Raw genomic sequence first — 16031 nt, 5'->3', positions numbered from 1 at the left:
CGCTGCCAGACCTGCTAGACACGGGGGCAGAATAAACGACGTGACCGGCCCCATGAGCACTGACATCCGACTGGCATTCGCCCATCCCTCCGAACGTGCCATCGCGACCGCGGGCGACGCCCCGCGCGACCGCATTTCCCTGCGCGACCACATAGTCGAGGTCGAGATCGGCGCCTTTCAGGCCGAGCGCGGCACGCGCCAGCGGATCTGCTTCAACGTGGTGGTCGAGGTGCAGCCTTTCACCGCGCCACTGGACGACGACGTCGACCGCATCCTGTCCTACGACCGGGTGACCGAGGCCATCGCCCACGAATTGCAGGCCGAGCGGCTGAACCTGCTGGAAACCCTCGCCGAACGCGTTGCCGAACGTGTGCTGCTGGAACCGCAGGCGATCCGCGCCTTCGTGCGGATCGAAAAGCTCGACCGCGGGCCGGGGGCGCTTGGGGTCGAGATCGTGCGGACCCGGCGCGACTTTGGCCAGCATCTCAACGAGATGGCCAGCGAGATGGCGCAGGAACGCCCGCATCCGCGCATCGCCTACCTGTCCAACGCCGCAATCCAGAGCCCCGATCTGCCGCGCTGGATCGACGATCTGGCCGCCCGGGGCGCGCCGCTGATCCTCTGCGTCGGCCTGCCCGACTGCCCCGCGCCCAAGGCGGACCACGCCATGACGCAACGCCGGATCGACCTGCTGGCCATCGAACAGAACGGCTGGGTTCTGGCGGGGCGCGACGCGCGCTGCAAGGTGGTCGCGACCCGGACCGAACTGGACTGGGCGATGAAGAACGCCCAGATCTGCGTCTGGGCCCCCTCGAAGATCGTGCTCGACGCCACCCAGGGGCCCGCCTCCCAGCCCAGCGACAGCGTCGCGCTGTCGGCCTGGTTCGCCGGACAGATGGAGGCCTGCGAGATGGTGGTCATCGGCGAAGCTTTGCCGGCGCGGGCCGGGATCCCGCTGCGGGGCGTCGATTTGGACGGTGCCGGGCTCTGAGCGCTTGCCAAGCACCGGCCCGTCGGACAATGACAACGCCATGACAGAATATTTCCGTCCCATCGTCCAGCACACCAACCCCCGCCCGCCAGGCGCGCTGACGCTTGCGGGCGGCGCGGGCTGGTTCACCGATGTGATGGTGCACCGGCGCGGGGCCGCGCCCGAATGGCGGCCCGCGCGGGACCTGCCCGAGGCGGCGCTTGACGCGCTGACCCGCCCGCGCGCGGATATCGCCGGTCTGTCGATGGACCGGCCCCGCATCATGGGCATTCTCAACGTCACCCCCGACAGCTTTTCAGATGGCGGCACCCATGCCCACGCGGCGGCGGCGGTACGTCACGGCCAGGAGCTGGCGGCCCAGGGCGCGGACATGATCGACATCGGCGGCGAAAGCACCCGGCCCGGCGCGGCCACCGTGCCCGTCCCGGCCGAGATCGCCCGGATCGAGCCGGTGATCACCGGGCTGCGCCACCTGGTGCCGGTGCCGCTTTCGATCGATACCCGCAAATCCAGCGTCGCCGAAGCCGCCATCGCCGCCGGCGCGCGGCTGGTCAACGACGTGTCGGGCTTTACCTACGACAAGATGCTGGCGCCGTTCGCCGCCCGCAACAACCTGCCGGTCTGCATCATGCATGCCCAGGGCGATCCCGAGACCATGCAGGACGATCCGCGCTATGACGACGTGCTGCTGGACATCTACGATTTCCTCGCCGCGCAGGTCATCTTTCTGGAAAACCTCGGGATCCCGCGCGACCGGATCGTGATCGACCCCGGCATCGGCTTTGGCAAGACCGTCGCGCACAATCTGGCGATCCTCAACGGCATCTCGATCTTTCACGGCATCGGCTGCCCCATCCTGCTGGGTGCCTCGCGCAAGGGCTTCATCGGCAAGCTGGCCGATGCCCACCCCGCCGCCGCCCGCGCGCCGGGATCGGTGGCGGTGGCGCTGGCGGCGGTGGCGCAGGGCGTGCAGTTCCTGCGCGTCCACGACGTGGCCGAAACCCGCCAGGCGCTGACGCTCTGGCAGGCGGTCGAACAGGTCGAACAGGGAGAACATCATGTCGCGTAGACTATTCGGCACCGACGGCGTGCGGGGCACGGCGAACACACATCCGATGACCGCTCAGATGGCGCTGGCCATCGGCGCCGCCGCCGGGCGCTATTTCCGGCGCGACGCCAGCAACGTGCACCGGGTCGTGATCGGCAAGGACACGCGCCTGTCGGGCTATATGTTCGAGAACGCGCTGACCGCCGGGCTGACCAGCACCGGCATGAACGTGTTGCTGCTGGGGCCGGTGCCGACGCCCGCCGTCGGGCTGCTGACGCCCTCGATGCGGGCCGATCTGGGGATCATGATCTCGGCCAGCCACAACCCGCATCAGGACAACGGAATCAAGTTCTTCGGCCCCGACGGGTTCAAGCTCAGCGACGAGGCCGAGGCCGAGATCGAGGCCCTGATCGAGGCCGGTGTGGAACCCGCGCAAGCCGGCAACATCGGCAGCGCCAAACGGATCGACGACGGCCGCTTCCGCTATCAGGAGCGGGTGAAATCCACCTTCCCGCACGGCATGCGGCTGGACGGGATGAAGGTGGTGGTGGATTGCGCCAACGGCGCCGCCTACCGCGCCGCCCCCGAAGTGCTGTGGGAGCTGGGGGCCGATGTGATCCCCGTGGGCGTCACCCCCAACGGCAAGAACATCAATGCCGACTGCGGCTCGACCAAGCCGCGCGTGGCCGCCGAGACCGTGGTCGCGCATGGGGCGGACATCGGGATCTGCCTGGATGGCGACGCCGACCGCGTGATGATCATCGACGAGACCGGCACCGTGGCCGACGGCGACCAGATCATGGCGCTGATGGCCGCCCGCTGGGCCGCCGAGGACCGGCTGCGCGACCGCACGCTGGTGGCGACGGTGATGTCGAACCTCGGGCTTGAACGCTTCCTTCAGGGCCAGGGCCTGCGGCTCGAGCGCACCGGCGTCGGCGACCGCTACGTGGTCGAGGCGATGCGGCGCGGCGGATGGAACCTGGGCGGCGAGCAATCGGGCCATATCGTCATGACCGATTACGCCACCACCGGCGACGGGCTGATGGCCGGGCTGCAATTCCTGGCCGAAATGGTGCGCACCGGCCAGCCCGCCAGCGCGCTGGCGCGCAACTTCGACCCGGTGCCGCAGCTCTTGAAGAACGTGCGCTACGCCGCCGGGCAGACACCGCTCGAGGCCGCCTCGGTCAAGGGCGCCATCGCCGAGGCCGAGGCGACGCTGGGCGACAAGGGGCGGCTCTTGATCCGCAAGTCGGGCACCGAACCGCTGATCCGTGTGATGGCCGAATGCGAGGATGAGGCGCTGCTGGTGCGGGTCGTCGACAGCATCGTGGCCGAGGTCCAGGCGCAGGCCGCGGCCTGACATGGCCAAGGCCCTGATCCTGACGGATCTGCACCTGACGCAGGGCGGCCAGACGATCGCCGGGCTGGACCCGGCCCAACGGCTGAGCGCTGCGCTCGACCATGCGCTGGCGCGCCATAGCGACGCGCAGGCCATCGTTCTGCTGGGCGATCTGACCCACCACGGCGGCCGCCGCGAATATGCCGTGCTGCGCGAGATCCTGTCGGATGTCGCACTGCCGGTGATCCCGACGCTGGGCAACCACGACCGCCGCGCCGGATATTACGAGGTCTTCCCCGACGCGCCCCGCGACACGGAGGGTTTCGCGCAATCGGTGCTAGACCTTGGCACCCACCGGCTGATCGTCCTCGACACGCTGGACGAGGATGGCATCGCCCCGCGCCACGGCGGCTATCTTTGCGACAGGCGGCTTGGCTGGCTGTCGGACCGCCTGGCCGAGGACACGCGGCCGACGGCGGTGCTCTGCCACCACCCGCCCTTCCGCACCGGGTTCGACGGGATGGACGCGATCCGTCTAATCAACGGCGCGGCGCTGCTCGACCGGCTGCAGGGCGCGCCGCAGGTCACGCAGCTGATCTGCGGCCATATCCACCGCACCATCGCCGCCAGCGTCGGGCGGCTTGCGGTGTCGGTTCTCAAGAGCCCCTGCCACCAGATGCCCATGATCCTCGGCCCCGGCGACAGCACCCTGTCCGAGACCGGCGCGGGCGGCTACGGCATCCTCTTGGCCACGGACGGCGGCTTTGTGCTGCACAGCGATGACGTGACGGCGCAGCCGGTGTTCAGCGACCCGGGCTCTGCCAGCGGGTGACGTGCGGCGGTGCGCCAGACCCGGTCAAAATCCGCCGCAAGGCGCGATTTTCCACTTGCAGAGACAGGCGCATCCTTCTACATGCCTCTCACCATTTGGCACGCGGGCGTAGCTCAGGGGTAGAGCATTACCTTGCCAAGGTAAGGGTCGTGAGTTCGAATCTCATCGCCCGCTCCAGATGGTCCGGCTCATGCCGGTCAGCAGACAAGGCCGCCCCCGGGCGGCCTTTGCTTTTTCGGCGCCAAGGCGTGGAGGCCGCGGCACCTTTGGTCGTCTTCGCAACCCGCATCAACCCGAAACGGCCTTCTGTACCAGCGCCACGAAGCGGCGCCGTTCCTGCGGTGTCAGTGCCGCGTGGATGTCGGCCTGCAGGTCCCTCCCCAGCGGCGTCAGCGCGGTCAGCAGGGCCTCGCCCTGACGCGTGAGGGTCAGGCTGCGCGCGCGGCGGTCCTGGGTGTCGACCCGGCGGGTGACCAGCCCCTTGCGTTCGAGCCGCTGCACCACCCCGCCAATGGTCGCACGGTCATAGGCGATGCGCCCGGCCAGCGTGGCCTGGTCGATGCCGGGATGGCGCGCGAGCGTCGCCAGCGCGGCATACTGGACCGAGGTTAGGTCGATCCCCGCCGCCTTCAGCCAGTCCTGAAACACCGCGTTCGACTGCTGGAGCAGCCGCCGGATCAGATGGCCCGGCATGTCGAACAGGGGGGGAGCCCTCGGCTATTGGGCACCTCATCAACGATACGCACGCGTATCACGCCAAAGGCCAGACCCGAAAGCCGGGGCATGCCGGACGCGGGACGGAGCGGGCCCTTACCCCGCGCCGAGGCTTGCCAGAAGCGCGCGGGCCATGGCCTGCCCGCTCAGGCAGGCGTCCTCGGCCAACGCGCCGCGGGTCCAGTCGCCGCCGATGAAAAGGCCGTCCTCAGGCGCAAGGACCTCTTGCCCCAGCGCGCGCTCGGTCTGGGCAAAGCGCCAGCGGTGCGCCATGGCGATCCGGACCGGCGGCAACGGGCCAAGCCTTTCTGCCAGCGCGGCCAGAAGCCGGTCGCGCACCTCGTCGCGGTCCAGCTCGAGATTGGCGCGGGTCCACTCGGCCGTGGCGTGGGCGACCCAGCATTCGCCGCCCGGCCGACCGGGCTTGTCGCTGTCGCGCAGGATCAGTTCGAAGGGGTCGGCGTCCTTGATGACAGGCGGCGCATCGACCGGCGCGTCGAAAGCGGCCATCAGGGCCCAGCACGGCGCCATGACCACATCGGCGAGCGGCCCACTGACGCTGTCCATGCCGCCGAAGATGCGCAGAACCTGCGGGGCGGGAATGGCGACGGCGACGCGGTCGAAAACCTCGACCCTGTCGGCGCTTTGCAGCCGCCAGCCGCCCGCGTGCCGTTCCGCACCCGTCACTTCGGTGGAAAAGCGGATGTCCAGCCCCTCGGCCAGCGGACGGCAGAGCGCGCTCATCCCCGGCGTGCCGACCCAGGGGGCGGTGCCGGTCAGCGCGGCTCCGCCGGGCCATTGCGCGGCATGGCCCGCCTGCCCGGCCGCGTCAAGCCAGGCCGCTCCGGCCTCTGTCGTGGCGACGATCCCCTGCGCGCCGTGATCGAATTGCACCCCGTCGCGCCGCCGTGTGGCCATGCGCCCACCGATCCCGCGGCTTTTCTCGAAGACCACCGGGTCATGCCCGGCCTGTCGCAAAAGCTGCGCGCAGGCAAGGCCCGCGGGGCCTGCGCCGATCACGGCGGTACGGGGGCTGGTATTCGGGTTGGGCACGTGAAGAACCTCCGGCAAGGCGTTGAACACGCTAAGGGAATTAGCCCGCATTTCGCCGAGTCAATGGCGCGGCTCAGGCCTGCAAAGCTGCGCCCATGATGGTGTCGGCATCGAACGGCATCCGCCGCAGCCGCAGGCCCGTCGCGTCGAAAATGCCGTTGGCGATGGCGGCGACGGTCGGGCCCGGGCTGGCCTCGCCCGCACCGACCGACGGCGCGTCCGACGGGCCGATGAGCGTGATGTCGATGGGCGGGACGTTGTCGAAGCGCAGCACCGGGTAGCTGTCCCAATCGAGGCTCTCGCGCCCCTCGCGGCCCCAGACGACCCGTTCATGCAGCGCCCAGCTTGCGCCCTGCAACACCCCGCCTTCGAGCTGTGCGCAGAGCCCGTCGGGGTCGACGACGCGCCCCGCATCCGCCACCAGATGCACCGCTTGCAGACGCACCGCGCCCAGATCGTCCACCGTCAGATCGACGGCCAGACCGACGCGGGTCATGGCATTCTTGTATTGCGCATAGGCGATGCCGCGCCCGGAGCCCTCGGCCAGCTTGGGCAGCCGGTCGGCCAGCGCATCCAGCACCGCGATGGCGCGCGGATCGTCCAGATGCCGGCGGCGATAATCGATCGGGTCGCAGCCCGCACGGCGCGCCAGATCGTCCATCGTGCATTCCATGGCCAGAACGTTCGTCGGCGCGCCAAGGCAGCGCAGCGCCGATGGCCGCATCGGCAGATCGGGGACAAGCGCCTTGACCATGCGCTTGTCCGGGATGCGGTAGATCGGGTCCAGATTGCGGTGCAGACCGGCGTGGGTGCCCATGTTGGGTTCCGGCACGAAGCGCGGCACATCAGCGTCGCGCAGGCTGTTGGCCACAAGCCGCGCCGCCCCGGCGCGGTTGGGACCGGCACGCGGGCGGCCGCGGTGGGTGTCGCCCCGCGCCTCCATCCACAGGGCGGCGATGTCGCCGCTCTGGTCCAGATCGCCCGCCACGCTGACTGTCATGGCGGTGCCGAGCGGTTCCAGCCCATGCTCGTCCTCGCGCATGTATTTCAGCAGGATCGGCGTGTCGGGGATCGCCCGCGCCACCAGTGCCGCGTCGAAGGCCGCGTCGTCGGCCCCGTTGTGGCCATAACAGCCCGAGCCGGGGGTATGTTGCAGCACCACGCTTTCGGGGTTCAGGCCGAGGCTGTCGGCGATGCTGTCGCGCAGGAAATAGATGCCCTGGCTGTGGGTCAGGATTTCCAGCTTTCCCTCCGTCCACTCGGCCAGAGCCGCCGAAGGGGCCAAAGCGCCGTGCATGGTGTAGGGCCGCTCATACCGCGCCTCGAAGTCCGGGTCGGGCACGGGGTCCGGCACCGGCGCGTCCTGTGACGGCGTGCCGTCCAACACCGCGAAGCGCTGCGCGTCGCGGGCCTGCATGATCTCGAAAATATCGCCGGTCTCGAGGCCTTCGCCAATGTCCCACTGGCACGCCGTGGCCAGCGACTGCGCCGCGCGCACCACGGGCCATTCCCGGGGGCCTGCGACCGCCAGAAAGGAGTCCTCGCGCACGATCGTCAGCCCCGCGTCGCGCCAGCGCGCCTCGGCCTCCGGATCGACAGCGGCCAGCCGCGCGCCGCCCATGGGCGGGCGGACGATGCGGGCGTGCAGCATGCCGGGGCGGTCCAGATCGTGGACATAGGCAAAGCGGCCCTCGACCATCTGGCGCAGACCGCGCGGTTCGAGATCGGGCAGCGACGCGTCCAGCACGCGTGGCGCGGCCTGAGGATCGACGCGCAGATCGGCGGGCAGATCGGCAATGGTCTCGACCAGGTCGAACTGCCGGTTGGTGGCGCGGTGGCTGATCTGCCCGTCCGCCAGATCGAGCGTGTCCGCCGCGACCCCCAGGCGCTCGGCCACCAGCGCCAGCGCGGCACCGCGCGCCGTGGCGCAGGCCAGACGCTGGGCGCGGCCGCTCTGCAGGATCGAGTTGCTGCCCGAGGTGATGCCCTCATCGGGGCTGTCGCCGGTGCGCACCGGGGCCACGTCGATGCGGTCGAACGGCAGGGTGGTTTCCTCGGCGGCGATGCGCATCAGCGCGGTCGAGATGCGCTGCCCCAGATCGACCTTGCCGGTGCGCAGGACCAGCCCGTCCCCATCGGCCCTGAGCCAGTCGCGGACCAGCGGATGTGCGTCGAGGCTCATGTCTGCCCCTCAAGCACCGCTTCGGCGGCGGTCAGAACGCGCGGATGGCTGCCGCAGCGGCACAGATGCCCGGTCAGCGCCTCTTTCAGCGCCTCGCGATCCTTGGCGGCGCCAGCCCGCGCCAAGGCGGCGACGGCGACCACCAGCCCGGCGGTGCAATAGCCGCATTGCGCCGCGCGCGCCTCGACAAAGGCGTCCTGTACGCACCGCCCCTCGGCAGTGTCCGTCAGCCCCTCGATGGTCACGATCTCGCGCCCCTCGAAGACCGCCGCCGGGGTGGCGCAGCTTTGCACCGCCTCGCCATCGACGAGCACGGTACAGGCCCCGCATTGTTCCAGCCCGCAGCCGATCTTGGTCCCCTTGAGCCTCAGCTCGTCGCGCAGCACATAGGCCAGCGGCGTGTCCGGGTCCGAGGTCAGCTCATGCTCGGCGCCGTTGATCGTCAGCTTCAGCATGGCGCGACCTTTTCCCAGGTCACGTCCAGCACAACATCGGCCGAGGAAAAGAGATTCATCACCGGGCAGCGGTATTCTACGTTGCGCTTTAGCCGCGCCAGCCGTTCGTCGGATTCCTCGGTATGGATGCGGATGCGCATCTTGACCCAGTTGAAATAGGGCCGCACCCCCTGCACCCCGCGGCTGCCACGCTGGTCGACCTCGCCGTCGGCCTCGATATCCACCGCGGAATACTCGAACTTCATCGCCTCGGCGCAGCGGTTGATGATCACACCCTCGCAGCCGCAGAGCGACGCCAGCGTCATCTCGAGCGGCGTGGGGCCGGTGTTGCTTTCCTTTTCGTCGGTGATCACCACGTGGTCGCGCACCATCATCACGCTGCGGGTCGAGGCCTCGTTGCGCATCGCCACGCGGCGGATGCCAAGCGCCTTGCGGTTCGGGTCGACGCTGGGCGGCAGCAGGTCGTCGCTCATGAGGTCATCTCCAGAATGTCGAGCCCGCTGTTGCGGTCGAGCAGGTAGATCCGTCCGTCCTCGCCCACGTCCACGTCGTTGGATTGCGGCGGGGCGCCGTCGGGGCCCGGGCCGGGGATGAAATGCGCCACCTCCTGCGGCAACAGCGGATCGGCCAGGTCGAGCACCCGCAGACCGCCCGCGAACCAGGTGCAATAGACCAGCGTGCTGTCGAACTTTTCGCGGAACTGGTGCGCACCGAAGCGCGCGCCGGGCTGGCCCACGAAGGGACTGGCGCGTTCGCTCAGATCCCAGGCCGCGACCGGCTCGATCTTCGACAGGTCGGTCACGTCCATCACCCAGACAAAGCCGTGCAGGCGGCCGGGCTGGTGGTCGTGTTCTTCGTCGATGGCCACCGCATAGCGCCGCCCGTTGATCGTCTGTTCCAGGGGCATGACGGTATGCGTGGGTTCGGGGATCGCCTTGGGCCAGACGTAGCTGGCGATCTGGCGCGGGTTCGTCAGGTCCGAGCCATCGAGCACCCGCATCCCCGCGTGCCAGCAGGCCGCCCAGAACTCGTCCCCGCAGCGCATCGCGTGGTGCAGCCGGTGGGAATAGCCGACACCCGTGGGCGTCTCGCCCGCCGCGACGTGCTGGCCCGGCATGTGCCAGCGCGAGATCTCGCGGGGGTTCGTGGGGTCGGCCAGATCGTAGATCACCAGGATATTGCCGACATAGCCCTCCATCTCGGTCGAGATGTAGGCATGGTTTTCGTCCATATCGAACCGGTGCACGCCGAAGCCGTGGGTCTTGACGTAGGACAGCAGTTTGGGCGCGGTCTTGTCGGAAATGTCCCAGACGCGAAAGCCGCCGCCGTCGTAGCCGCGCTCTCGCGCCTCGTCGAGCACGGCGATGTCCGACGGTTCGACCCCCAGGGCGGCGACTATCGCGGCCTCGCTGTGACCCTCGGCGCGCAGGCCGGGGATCTTGTCGCCCTTGCGCAGGAAATGCCGGCGGTCCTGCTCGACATTGGTGATCATCAGATCGCCCGCCACGCGCACCTTGTGGGTATGCGACCACTCGGGCGGTTCGACATGGGCCACGACGCGGGGATTGGCCGGGTCCGACACATCCACGATAGAGGTGCCGTGCGGCGGTTTCATGTGCCCGATATAGGCGTAATTCCCCTGCACCACGACCTGCCCGCCCCCGGGCGTCTCAAGCCGTCCAAGATGCCGGATGTTGCGCGACAGGGGGACGTCGTATTCGACCTTCATTGGATCACCATCTCTTTCCGCTTGCGGCGTTTTTCGAAGACCATCGGCAGCACCAGCGACACGATCAGCGCCACCCACAGGATATTGCCCAGCGTCGACGAGAAAAGCACCGTGATGTCGCCTTCGGACTTTTTCAGCGCGCGCAGGAAGTAGGTTTCCAGCAGCGGGCCGAGGATGACGCCGATCAGGATCGCGGCCACGTGATAACCGGTGCGCCGGGCGATATAGCCGATCACGCCGAAGACCAGCGCCAGGTACATGTCGAACATGTATTCGCGCGGCACGAAACCGCCGACCAGCGTGAACGAGATGATCATCGGCGCAAGGTAGATCGTCGGCACCGTGGTGACCCGGCTCATGTAGCGCGACAGCGGCAGGATCGTGAGGATCATCAGCAGATAAGCCACGGCCATCGCCATGAACATGCCGTATCCCACCTCGGGCTGGCGCTGAAACAGCGACGGGCCAAAGCTGACGCCGTGGTATTGCATCACCACCAGCATGATCGCCGCCGTCGCCCCGCCCGGGATGCCCAGCACCAGAAGCGGCACCAGAGTGCCCGAGGTCACGCCGTTGTTGGCGCTTTCAGGGGCGACCAGCCCCTCGATATGGCCGGTGCCGTATTTCTCGGGCGTTTTCGAAAAGGTCCGCGACTGCTGATAGGCGACGAAGCTGGCGATCGAGGCGCCGGCGCCCGGGATCACCCCGATCACCAGACCGATGAGCGAGGTCCAGACGATGTGCGTCCAGCGCGAAAACGCGTCGCGCACGCCCTCGAAGGTCGCCGCCCACGAGGGGCTCTCCATCGCCGCCTGCCCTTTCTCGGTCAGGATCACCCGTTTCTCGATGATGATAAAGGCCTCGGACACCGCGAAAAGCCCCACCAGCGCGGGGATCAGCGGCACGCCGTCATAAAGCTCCAGAAAGCCCATGGTGCCGCGCGGGGTGGCATAGACCACATCCGTGCCGATTGCGCCGATCATCAGCCCGAAAAAGCCCGCGATCAGGCCTTTGACCATATCCTGCGCGGCAATCGAGGCGATCAGCGAGATGCCGAACAGCATGACCACGATCATCTCGACCGAATGCATGTAAAAGCCCACACGGGCAAGCAACGGCATGGCCGCCAGCGCTATCACCGTGGTCAGCAGCCCGCCGATGGAGGACGACACGAACGAGATCGCCAGCGCCTGCTGGCCCCGCCCCTGCTTGGTCATCGGATAACCGTCGAGCGGCGTCGCCGCCGCACCCGCGGTGCCCGGAATGTTGACGAGGATCGCCGGGATCCCCGCGCCCATCCGCGCCGCGCAGTAAAGCGTGACCATAAAGATCAGGCCCGTCTGCAAATCCATCGCCAGCGTCAGCGGCATCAGGATGATGATCGTGTTGGCCGCCGAAAAGCCGGGAATGCCGCCCACGATGAGCCCGAGGAAGATGGTGGGGATGATCACCCACCAATAGCCGATCGTGTCCAGGAACACGCTGCCCAGAAGCGAAAGCGTCTCACCCATTGGCCAGCACCGTCTTCATCGTCTCTTCGAACCAGCCGCGCGGAAAGCGCGTGTCAAAGGCCCAGATGAACACCGCCCAGCCGCCCAGCGACATCGCCGCCGACACCAGCGTCACCAGGCCCGCGCGCTTGAACCGGCCCAGGATCAGCATGCTGAGCCACAAAAAGAGAAAGGTCGTCAGGGTGAAGCCCAGCTCATCGATGAACCAGCAATAGCCGACGGTCGTCACGAAGAGCCCCAGCCGTCCGGTCCGCAGATCCTCGTAGGTGACGAGATTGCCGAAGGTCAGCGAGCATTCCTCCTGCGACAGCATCTTCAGCGCTTTCACGAAGAACAGAGCGCAGAGAAAGAGCAGAACGCCGCCGATGGCGAAGGCGCTGACCTGCGCCGTCCAGGGCGAATTCCAGATCGTGGTGAAATAGTAAAGCGTGAAGACGACCGCCATCGCCGGGATGATAAGCTCGCCGCCCAGATGGCGTGTCGGCCGGTCGGGATCGTGTTTCATCGTGGCTCCTCTGCCGGATGGATTGCCCTTTTGCGGGCCGAAAGATGGCGGCGCCCCGCCGGGGGCGCCGCCTTGTGGTTCCGGATCAGGCGCCGGTCAGCAGCGGCTTGTACTTGGCGCCAAGCTCGAGCATGTCCTTCATGAACTGCGCGCATTCCTCGACGCCGCCATAGCTGAGGTATTCCGGCGCGCCGCCGGTGGCGACATAGGCCTCGAGCAGGGCGGGATCCTCGAAGGAGGCCGCAAAGGTTTCCTGCAGGCGCGCGTAGCGGTCCGGGTATTGCTCGGCCGCGGCGCGGTGGATGCCGAAGGCGCGGGCCGACAGCATCTCGGGCAGGTTCATGTCGAAGGCCTCGTTGATGCCGGGCGCGTTGTCGAGCCGCTCACCCACGCGGTTCTCGCCGAAGACCAGCAGCGTCTTCACCGCGTCGCCCGCCGCGACCACCGATCCCGAAGTCAGAACGGAGAAGTCGACCTCGCCTGTCACCGCGCCCGCGACCGTGTTCTTGCCGCCCGAGAGCGGGATCAGGTTGAACGAGGCGCCGGTCTTTTCACCCAGCGCCAGAAGCCCGATCGACGCAGGGTGCGCCATACGGCTCGTGCCCACGGTCATCGTGCGCTTCTGCGCCTCTTCGATGATCGCGTCCATGGTCTGGAACGGGCTTTCGGCACCGACGAAGAGGCAGCTCGGATCGACGTCCACGCGGCCGAAGTAGAAATAATCGTTAATGTCGAAGGTCGGCTCCTGCATGGCCCAGTTCAGAACCTCGGGGCCCATGTTGCCGAAGATCAGGCTGTAGCAATCGGGCTCGGCCTTGCCCATGTAGATCTCATAGCCCACGCGGCCCGACGCGCCGGGATAGAAGCCCGGTTCGAAATCGGTGCCCAGCTTTTCCTTCCAGACGCTGGTGAAGGCGCGGAAGTTGCGGTCCGCGCCGCCGCCTTCGCGGGTCGGGATATAGACCGAGATGTTGCGCTCCGGAAAACTCTGGGCGCGCAGAATGCCGGGCGCGGCCAGCGTCATCGCGGATGCGGCGGCCCCGGTGCTCAGCAGCGTGCGGCGGGTGATGAAAGTCTTGCGGGTCATGGTGTCCTCCCTTGGTGTCATGTCCATCGCGCCCGATTTGCCCTTGTTCCGCGATGCGCCCGGACGCGGCGCGCTCGCGGTTCTTGTGCTCTGTTGCGTTATCCCCCCGGCACGGCCAGCGCCGTTCCGCCCGACCAGATCAGCCGCAGCGCCAGAAGCGTCAGAACGCCCCGCAGAACGAGGCCGAAGAGCCGCTCGTCGATCCGGGCCAGCACTTGCCGGCCCACCAGCGTGCCCAGAAAACCCGCCGCGATCAGCAGCGCGACAAAGCCGATCCATTGCGAAAAGACGAAACCCAAAAGGCCGAAGACCGCGACCTTCAGCACATGCTGGATCGTCATCAGCGCCGCGTGGGTGGCCACATGGGACATCCGGTCAAGCTCTTGCCCGCGCACGAAGGCCGCGACGAACGGGCCGGTGCCGCCGAAGAACATGGTCAGAAAGCTGGAGATCACGCCGGTCAGCGCCGCCGACCGGCGCATGAGCGCGGGCGGCCTGAAGAAGACCGACCAGAGGATGAAAAGACCCACGCCAAGCTGGATCGCACCCGCGGGCAGCTGCACCACCGTCGCGCCGCCCAGGCCCACGCCGATCAGCGCGCCGATCAGAAAGGCGGGCACGACGGCGCCATGAACATAGCGCGTCATGATCGCCAGCCGCCCGGCGTTCGACCCCACCTGCACCAGCCCATGAACCGGGATGATCGCCGCGGCGGGCAGCAGAACGGCCAGAACCGCCAGCATCACTGCCCCGCCGCCGATGCCGAAGGCGACCGTGATGAAGGACGACGCGAAACTGACCGCCGCCAGCGTCGCGGCGATGGGCCATCCCAGCCCGGCGTGGAAGAGATCGGCGCTCATCGCACGCTCTCCGGGAACAGCTCTTCGGGTGCGACCCGGCGGGCGGCCAGGTACTGCTCGACCGAATAGCGGCAGATCGTGTCCAGTTCGGCGCGGTTGGCATCGAACCCGTAGGGCCAGTAATCAGTCCCCATGCTGCCAATCGTCGCCTCCATCGCCTCGTTGAGCCAGGGCAGCGACAGCCGGTTGGCCGAGCCCAGCCAGACCTCGCGCAGGCGGTTGAGGGCAATGTCGCGCGCCTCGGTGAAGGCGGACAGCAGCGCGGCGGGCAGATCGGGGTTTTGTGCCACCAGTGACTTGCGCACGGCAATGAGGTGCATGATCGGGAAATAGCCGGTTTTGGCGTGATAGGCGCGTTCGGCCGCGCCGAAATCCGGGATGATCCGGCGGATGCGCGGATCGCCCGCCAGAAAGGTCTTGGGCGGGTTCGGGGCCAGCAGCCCGTCGATGCGAGCGTCCAGAAGCAGCTCTTGCAGGGTCTCGCCATCGGCGATGGGCTCGACCACCATGCCCTCGGGCAGTTCCAGCGCCAGCCGTTCGTGCCGCACGCCCTGATCCAGCGCGCCTGTCCGCCAGTGGATGCCCGCCGGATCGACGCCGTATTCGTCCGCCAGCAGCCCCCGCATCCAGAGCGCGGCGGTCATCTGGTATTCCGGCACGCCGACGCGCTTGCCCGCCAGATCGGCCAGGGTCTCGATTTCGGATCCCTGGCGCGCGAAGAACCCGCTGTGGCGGAACGCGCGGCTGACGAAGGCCGGGATGGCGGTATAGGCGCTGTCGCCGCGCGACACCTGCAGAACGTAACTGCTGACCGACAGCTCGGTGATGTCGAACTTCGCCTCCTGCACCGCCAGCGGGAAAAGCTTGCCGGTGGGCAGGATGTGGCTTTCGAACGTGACCCCCGGCACCGTGACCCGCCCGTCATGCAGCGGCATGACGCGGTCATGGTCCCAGGTGGCGAGGGTCAGATTCATGCCCGTGCCCCGGCGTAATACTCGATCCGGTGCTCCAGCCGCGCGATCAGATCCGCCAGCGTCAGCGCAAAGGCGAAGAGGATCAGGATCAGCGCCCAGAAATGCGCCATCAGGAAGTTCTGCGAATAAAGCGAGAAAAGCGCACCGACCCCGATGATCGACACCAGAAGCTGGCCGATCACCACGCCCTTGACGCCCCGGATCACGCCCAGACGGATGCCCGCCAGGATCTCGGGCAGGGCCGACAGCAGGACGATCTTGAACCGCTCGAACCGCGACGCGCCGAAGGACCGCGACATCTCGATCAGCGAGGGTGAGACGTGCAGCACCCCTGCCCGCGTATCGAGCGCGATGATCCAGACCGCGAACATAAAGACCGTCACGACGACTGTGGGCAGGCCCATGCCGAAGAGGATCATGATCACCGGCACCAGCGCCGACAAGGGCGCCGACAGAAAGATGTTCACCCACATATTCAGCAGGTTGTCGGCGGCCTTGACCAGCCCCATCAGCATGCCCAGCCCGATGCCGATCACCACCGCCAGCGCCAGCCCGCCCAGATAGGCCGTCACCGTCAGCCGTGCGGCGTCCATGAAGCTGGCCGTGGTCAGCACGTCCGGCAGCGCCATCAGCACTTCGCTGAGCGGCGGGAAGAGCAGCAAGAGCTCGAACTGCCCGATAAGCTCCCACAGTGCGGCCCAGAACAGGACCGCCGTGATGCGTGGCACCTTGAAGCCATAGATCTCCATGC

General features: G+C 67.8%; 16 protein-coding genes and 1 tRNA gene. 5 read left to right on the top strand and 12 right to left on the bottom strand.

The features are described 5' to 3' along the window. Positions 1–52 precede the first annotated feature (52 nt). From RXV88_RS11705 to RXV88_RS11685, 5 genes are all read left to right on the top strand, one after another. The gene (locus RXV88_RS11705) at positions 53–991 is read left to right on the top strand and encodes a dihydroneopterin aldolase (RefSeq protein WP_316293050.1); all 939 of its coding nucleotides are present in this window, start codon (positions 53–55) and stop codon (positions 989–991) included. Between the two features lie 40 nt (positions 992–1031). Continuing rightward, a complete protein-coding gene (folP, locus tag RXV88_RS11700) occupies positions 1032–2060 on the top strand; it encodes a dihydropteroate synthase (RefSeq protein WP_316293049.1) in 1029 nt (342 codons plus the stop codon). Then, positions 2050–3399 carry a phosphoglucosamine mutase gene (gene glmM / locus RXV88_RS11695; protein ID WP_316293047.1) on the top strand — a complete coding sequence of 450 codons (1350 nt, stop codon included), beginning with the start codon at positions 2050–2052 and terminating at the stop codon, positions 3397–3399. Before folP ends, glmM begins: the two co-directional genes overlap by 11 nt. Before the next feature lies 1 nt (position 3400). Further along, positions 3401–4210: a phosphodiesterase gene (locus RXV88_RS11690; RefSeq protein ID WP_316293045.1), complete on the top strand. Its 810-nt coding sequence runs from the start codon at positions 3401–3403 to the stop codon at positions 4208–4210. A 102-nt stretch (positions 4211–4312) separates the two neighbouring features. Beyond that, positions 4313–4387 (top strand) — tRNA-Gly (locus tag RXV88_RS11685). A gap of 111 nt (positions 4388–4498) precedes the next feature. Here RXV88_RS11685 and RXV88_RS11680 read toward each other — a convergent pair. The 12 genes from RXV88_RS11680 to RXV88_RS11625 form a co-directional block, all read right to left on the bottom strand. Beyond that, a complete protein-coding gene (locus tag RXV88_RS11680; protein WP_316293044.1) occupies positions 4499–4903 on the bottom strand; it encodes a MarR family transcriptional regulator in 405 nt (134 codons plus the stop codon). 117 nt (positions 4904–5020) lie between these two features. Next, positions 5021–5977, bottom strand: coding sequence for an NAD(P)/FAD-dependent oxidoreductase (locus RXV88_RS11675; RefSeq protein ID WP_316293043.1), 957 nt, complete (start codon positions 5975–5977; stop codon positions 5021–5023). A 73-nt stretch (positions 5978–6050) separates the two neighbouring features. Beyond that, positions 6051–8159, bottom strand: a complete 2109-nt coding sequence (locus RXV88_RS11670) for a molybdopterin cofactor-binding domain-containing protein (RefSeq protein ID WP_316293041.1) — start codon at positions 8157–8159, stop codon at positions 6051–6053. Next, on the bottom strand, positions 8156–8614 hold the full coding sequence (locus RXV88_RS11665; RefSeq protein WP_316293038.1) for a (2Fe-2S)-binding protein: 459 nt from the start codon (positions 8612–8614) through the stop codon (positions 8156–8158). Before RXV88_RS11665 ends, RXV88_RS11670 begins: the two co-directional genes overlap by 4 nt. Next, on the bottom strand, positions 8608–9087 hold the full coding sequence (locus RXV88_RS11660; RefSeq protein ID WP_316293036.1) for an OsmC family protein: 480 nt from the start codon (positions 9085–9087) through the stop codon (positions 8608–8610). Before RXV88_RS11660 ends, RXV88_RS11665 begins: the two co-directional genes overlap by 7 nt. Then, the gene (locus tag RXV88_RS11655; RefSeq protein WP_316293033.1) at positions 9084–10343 is read right to left on the bottom strand and encodes a hypothetical protein; all 1260 of its coding nucleotides are present in this window, start codon (positions 10341–10343) and stop codon (positions 9084–9086) included. The genes RXV88_RS11660 and RXV88_RS11655 overlap by 4 nt, the downstream gene beginning before the upstream one ends. Beyond that, positions 10340–11854: a tripartite tricarboxylate transporter permease gene (locus RXV88_RS11650; RefSeq protein WP_316293031.1), complete on the bottom strand. Its 1515-nt coding sequence runs from the start codon at positions 11852–11854 to the stop codon at positions 10340–10342. The genes RXV88_RS11655 and RXV88_RS11650 overlap by 4 nt, the downstream gene beginning before the upstream one ends. After that, positions 11847–12359: a tripartite tricarboxylate transporter TctB family protein gene (locus RXV88_RS11645; protein ID WP_316293028.1), complete on the bottom strand. Its 513-nt coding sequence runs from the start codon at positions 12357–12359 to the stop codon at positions 11847–11849. Before RXV88_RS11645 ends, RXV88_RS11650 begins: the two co-directional genes overlap by 8 nt. Positions 12360–12444: 85 nt before the next feature. Next, positions 12445–13446, bottom strand: a complete 1002-nt coding sequence (locus RXV88_RS11640) for a tripartite tricarboxylate transporter substrate-binding protein (protein WP_316293026.1) — start codon at positions 13444–13446, stop codon at positions 12445–12447. 98 nt (positions 13447–13544) lie between these two features. Next, the gene (locus tag RXV88_RS11635; RefSeq protein WP_316293025.1) at positions 13545–14306 is read right to left on the bottom strand and encodes a sulfite exporter TauE/SafE family protein; all 762 of its coding nucleotides are present in this window, start codon (positions 14304–14306) and stop codon (positions 13545–13547) included. Further along, entirely contained in the window at positions 14303–15280 is a 978-nt protein-coding gene (locus tag RXV88_RS11630; protein ID WP_316293022.1) for a PhnD/SsuA/transferrin family substrate-binding protein, read from the bottom strand. Before RXV88_RS11630 ends, RXV88_RS11635 begins: the two co-directional genes overlap by 4 nt. Next, positions 15277–16029, bottom strand: coding sequence for an ABC transporter permease (locus tag RXV88_RS11625; protein WP_316293020.1), 753 nt, complete (start codon positions 16027–16029; stop codon positions 15277–15279). Before RXV88_RS11625 ends, RXV88_RS11630 begins: the two co-directional genes overlap by 4 nt. Positions 16030–16031 lie beyond the last annotated feature (2 nt).

This window comes from Aestuariicoccus sp. MJ-SS9, assembly GCF_032586235.1.
GTDB lineage: Bacteria > Pseudomonadota > Alphaproteobacteria > Rhodobacterales > Rhodobacteraceae > Aestuariicoccus.
The sequence above is the reverse complement of the archived record's forward strand: the minus strand, read 5'-3'. Positions and strand labels throughout refer to the sequence as shown.